5 protein-coding genes and 1 pseudogene are annotated in these 4,723 nt (G+C 58.6%); 3 read left to right on the top strand and 3 right to left on the bottom strand.

The annotated features are described in order from the left end of the window. Both RMO15_RS15735 and RMO15_RS15730 read left to right on the top strand, forming a co-directional pair. Nucleotides 1–625 (top strand): annotated as a pseudogene (locus RMO15_RS15735) (hypothetical protein); the annotation flags it as partial. A gap of 39 nt (nt 626–664) precedes the next feature. Further along, nucleotides 665–1,294, top strand: coding sequence for a hypothetical protein (locus tag RMO15_RS15730; protein WP_309714398.1), 630 nt, complete (start codon nt 665–667; stop codon nt 1,292–1,294). On the opposite strand, the gene RMO15_RS15725 is transcribed toward RMO15_RS15730, so the two are convergent. Next, nucleotides 1,284–2,279, bottom strand: a complete 996-nt coding sequence (locus tag RMO15_RS15725; protein WP_309714397.1) for an NDP-sugar synthase — start codon at nt 2,277–2,279, stop codon at nt 1,284–1,286. The two genes, RMO15_RS15730 and RMO15_RS15725, sit on opposite strands and share 11 nt — an antisense overlap. A 59-nt stretch (nt 2,280–2,338) precedes the next feature. On the opposite strand from RMO15_RS15725, the gene RMO15_RS15720 reads away from it, so the two are divergent. Next, nucleotides 2,339–3,073, top strand: a complete 735-nt coding sequence (locus RMO15_RS15720; RefSeq protein WP_309714396.1) for an SDR family NAD(P)-dependent oxidoreductase — start codon at nt 2,339–2,341, stop codon at nt 3,071–3,073. A 9-nt stretch (nt 3,074–3,082) separates the two neighbouring features. Here the strand turns inward: RMO15_RS15720 and RMO15_RS15715 are convergent, their stop codons facing one another. Together RMO15_RS15715 and RMO15_RS15710 are read right to left on the bottom strand one after the other, a co-directional pair. Further along, the gene (locus RMO15_RS15715) at nt 3,083–3,925 is read right to left on the bottom strand and encodes a farnesyl diphosphate synthase (RefSeq protein ID WP_309714395.1); all 843 of its coding nucleotides are present in this window, start codon (nt 3,923–3,925) and stop codon (nt 3,083–3,085) included. Further along, the coding region (locus RMO15_RS15710; RefSeq protein ID WP_309714394.1) for a bifunctional 5,10-methylenetetrahydrofolate dehydrogenase/5,10-methenyltetrahydrofolate cyclohydrolase at nt 3,922–4,723 on the bottom strand (802 nt) is incomplete at its 5' end. The genes RMO15_RS15710 and RMO15_RS15715, both read right to left, overlap by 4 nt.

Genomic DNA, 4,723 nt, shown 5'->3' with positions numbered 1-4,723 from the left:
GGCCTGGCTCGATGAGAAGCACTCATGGGAGCAGCCGGTGACCGTCGAGCCGCGACTCTTCAAACTCCTGCAATTCTCAGCACTTTTATCTCAGAGAACGCACGGCGCATTCGACATCGCAACCGGCTCGCTCAGCAAAACCAATACCTCCGCTATCTTTATCAACCAGCTTCGTGAGAAGATCGGGGTCATGTTTGGCAACCCCGAGACACAGCCTGGTGGTCGTGCCCTGAAGTTCTATTCGTCGGTGCGTCTTGATGTGCGCCGCGTGGAGACCCTCAAAGTGGGTAACGACATGGTCGGAATCCGCACCCGCGTCAAAGTCGTGAAGAACAAAGTCGCTCCGCCGTTTAAGCAAGCCGAGTTTGATATCATGTTCGGCCAGGGAATCTCTCGTGCAGGCTCGATCGTTGATATCGGCACTGAGCTCAACGTGGTGACCAAGTCCGGCGCGTTCTACTCCTACAAGGGCGAGCGTCTTGGGCAGGGCCGTGAGAATGCCAAGAAGTTCCTGGAAGAGCACCCTGCGATGATGGATACTATCGAAGGCGAGATTAAGAACTCTGGTGTTGCCGACGATGTTCTCTCGCTGGGGACTACCGCAGCGGCGGCTATCGAAGAGTAATAAAAGTAATTCGCACCCGCTTCGGGTACGATAGGGGGCATGCTGAAAACGCTTGCCCCCTTTGATTTTTCAGAGCTTGCCGCCGTACAAACAGCCTTTGCTGAGTGTGAGATTCTGCCGCTGATCCAAGGCTGGCAGTCCGGGTTAACGGGTTTGCCCGCGACAGCACAACTCGGGTGGCACAATGGTTGTATTTGGTCACTGGGGACATTGACTGATGCCGATGTCTTCAACGATGCGACGGCAGACAACCAGAACACCTGGGAGATGGGCGATGTCTTCGAGGTTTTTGTGCGCCGCTTCGATAGCGATGCCTATACCGAGGCGCATGTCACCCCAAATGGGATTCGCCTGCACCTGAAGTTCCCGAATCGCGCCACGATTGCCCTTGCCCGGAGCGGGCAGCTCGACGGCGACACGCTCAAGTGCGATCCCGACGAGATCATTGCCCACGCATGGCGCACCGAAAAGGGCTGGGTGGGGCTACTGGGCGTTCCTGTAGAGGCAGACCACGGCGAGAAGATTCGGGTGAGCGTCTGCCGCTACGATGCCCACCACGATACCAACGGAGAACCCGACGTCGCCTCGACCTCAAACCACGCCGTCTGCGACTTCCACCGCCCCGACGACTGGCCCGAGTACACCGTTCCCATCGATTTCAACCGATAGGTCGATTCGCTTCGACGATCTGGGCGTTGAAGATGCCGTGAGAGCTGGAGACCGTGACGCTGTTGCCAACGACGCAGTTTTCGAGATACGTCCCGGCTTTGACAATCGCGCCGTCCCAGAGCACGGAGTTCTTCACGATAGCCCCTGCCTCGATAATCGCGTTCTTGCCGACCACGGTGTAGTCGGAGATCGTGCCACTCACTTGGGCACCCTCGCAGACAAAGCAGTTCTCGGCGACGCGAACTCCGGCAGGGAAGACCACTTTGACGTTGCCGTCTAAGCAGTCGCGCTGGGCTTTTCGGTAGATGGTGAGGTTGCCGACATCTTCCCAGTACGCATCGGTCGGAACGGCGAGCATGGGCTCTCCGGCGGCGAGCAGTGCGGGGAGGACGTCTTTGCCAAAGCCGTAAAAAGTGGCGGCGGGAATGGTATCGAAGACCCGCTGCTTGAAGAGATAGACGCCCGTATTGGCGAGATTCGAGAAAGCCGTACCAGGTGCGGGCTTTTCCTGGAAGCGCGTGATGAAGTTATTCTCATCGGTGACCGCGATACCAAACTGCGAGGGATCTTCTACGCGCTTGGCTCCGATGGTCGCCGTCGCGTTTTTTGCTTTATGCTCCGCGATAATCGCCCCGAAGTCCATGTCGGAGAGATCGTCGCCACCAACCACCATAAACGTCTCGTCGTCGGAGTCCCGGAAAAACGCCTCGCAGCGCTTGACTCCACCTGCATCTCCCCAGAGCTCGTCCTCAATAGAGTACGAGACATTTACGCCATACGCGGAGCCATCACCGATACTCGCCATGAGCTTCTCGCCCAGGTACTGCACATTGATCATGATCTCAGTCACACCGTAGTGCTTCAGATGATCCAGAATATGCCCAATCACGGGCTTACCCACCACAGGGACAGCGGGCTTGGGAAGGGAGCGCGTGAGGGGATCGAGCCGCGAACCAATCCCTGCACCTAATACCATTGCTTTCATACAGCTTGCATTATGGGCTAAATGGGAACGAAACGAAACCTCCTAGAGTTAAGAATGGCGTGAAAACGGAAATACTTACGGGAAAGTCGGTCTTGATCACCGGCGCAACGGGCGGAATTGGGCAGGCAGTCGCGCTGCCCTTAGCACATGCGGGGGCGCACCTCACACTCTCGGGGCGCAGTAGTGAGAAGCTAGAGGTACTCGCGGCGCAAATTGAAGAGGCAACCGGCGTGCGCCCTAAGACAGCTCTGGCCGATCTGGGCCGGGCATCTCAGGTAGAGAAGCTCGTGACTGAGGCCGCAGGCGAGACGGGACTCGATATTGTGATCAATGCGGCGGGTGTCGGGCTGATCAAGGCGCTAGAGAACATCACGCCCGAGGAGATGACCCTCACGCTGGCGGCCAATCTCTACGGTGCGATGCTGCTCTCGCAAGCTGCCGTGAAAGTGATGACTCCCAAGAAATCGGGGCATATTCTCCATGTCGTGGGGGTTCTGGGGAAAGTGCCGATGGCGCAAGCCAGTGTCTACTGCGCCAGCAAGTACGGTCTGACGGGCTTTTTGCAGGCACTTCGGGCGGAAGTTTCCCGTCGGCACAACATTAAAGTAACAGGACTCTACCTGGGCGGCGTGGACACTCCGTTCTACGACAATCCCGCCATCGAGATGAAAGTCCAGCGCGACAAGATGCTCTCGGCAAGTGATGCAGCGGAGGCGATTCTCTACGCCCTCACCCAGCCCGCGCATCTCGTGTTAGGCGAGCTCACGCTCCAGCCCGAGAGTCACCAGCTCTAGAAGATTTGCTTAGGTGTTGCGCTCGACGATATAGCGAGCGATCTCGCGCAGAGGCTCTGCGGACTCTCCGAATATCTCTAGCGCTGTGAGCGCCTCTTGCTCGGCGGCACGGGCGAGGCGCTTGCTCTCCTCTAGGCCCACTAGCTTGGGATAGGTGGCTTTATCGTGCTTGAGATCTGAGCCCGCGGGCTTGCCGAGTGTCGCATCGTCGCCCGTGAGATCGAGAATATCGTCCACGATCTGAAAGGCAACTCCCATCTGGGCACCGTAGGTTTCGAGGGCACTGAGCTGCGTGGGAGGAGCGTTTACGATCAGTCCACCACTAACAACCGAGGCTTTGAGAAGGGCACCGGTCTTATTGGCGTGAATCATTTTGAGCTGCGACAGTGAAATGGGCTTGCCCTCTGCGGCAATATCTTCTGCCTGCCCCGTGCACATCTGGCCGCATGCGTGAGCCAGAAGGCGCAACAGCTGAGGATACTCTGCGGTGAGCTCGAAGGCGAGGGCTTGGAGTGCATCGCCTGCAAGAATCGCGAGGGCTTCGCCGTATTTTACATGGCAGGTGGGCAGACCGCGCCGCAGGTCGTCGTCGTCCATGGCGGGGAGGTCGTCGTGGATGAGCGAGAAAGTGTGGATCATCTCCAGGGCGCAGGCGGCGGGGAGCACGTGCTCGATATTGCTACCCACGGCCTCGGCAGCGGCGATGCAGAGCAGCGGGCGCAGGCGCTTACCCCCTGCTAGAAGCGAGTAGCGCATTGCCTCACGTAGCCGTGAGCCATCAGCGGGGCAGAGCTGATCTAGGGCCGCATTCACACGGGGCGTATGAACCGCAACCCAGGCTTCAAAGCTCATTTTAGGGCGGTGCGCTCGGCGGCGGCGACAGTCTGCTCTAGAAGCGTGGCAATAGTCATGGGGCCGACGCCACCCGGGACGGGGGTGATGGCGCTGGCAACGGCGGCGCAGCTCTCGAAGTGACAGTCTCCGACATCGTGACCACGGCCCTCGACACGGTTGTAGCCAGCATCTAAGACGACTGCGCCGGGCTTGAGCATATCGCCGGTGATCATCTCCGGGCGGCCTACAGCAGCGACCAGAATATCGGCCTGACGCGTGAAGCTTGCCAAGTCTTTGGTCTTGCTGTGGCAGATCGTCACCGTCGCGTTGGCATTGAGCAGAGCAATGGCCATCGGCTTGCCCAAAATCACGGAGCGCCCGATCACGACGGCGTGCTTGCCTGCTGGGTCGATACCGTAGCGCTGCATCAGGGTCATCATTCCCTGTGGCGTGCACGAGACAAAGCTCGGATGGCCCAGTACCAGATCACCTAGGCTCGCCCGCCCGATTCCATCAACGTCTTTGGCAGGATCTACGGTGGCGAGAATCTCATCTTCGTCTAGGCCCTTGGGCATCGGGTGCTGCACGAGAATTCCGTGGACATTGGGGTCTGCGTTGAGGGCACGGACACAGGCAAGAACTTCCGCTTGCGTTGCATCACTGCCAAAGACATGCTCAAAGGAAGTGATTCCTGCCTTGGCACAGGCCTTGCGCTTCATCGAGACATAGGTGATGGAGGCGGGATTGTCGCCTGCGAGGACTGCGGCGAGGCCAGGTGTTATTCCATAGGCCTCTTTAAGTTTTGCAGTACAAGTG

The organism is Armatimonas sp. (assembly GCF_031410135.1).
In the GTDB taxonomy this organism is placed as follows: Bacteria; Armatimonadota; Armatimonadia; order Armatimonadales; family Armatimonadaceae; genus Armatimonas.
The sequence above is the reverse complement of the archived record's forward strand: the minus strand, read 5'-3'. Positions and strand labels throughout refer to the sequence as shown.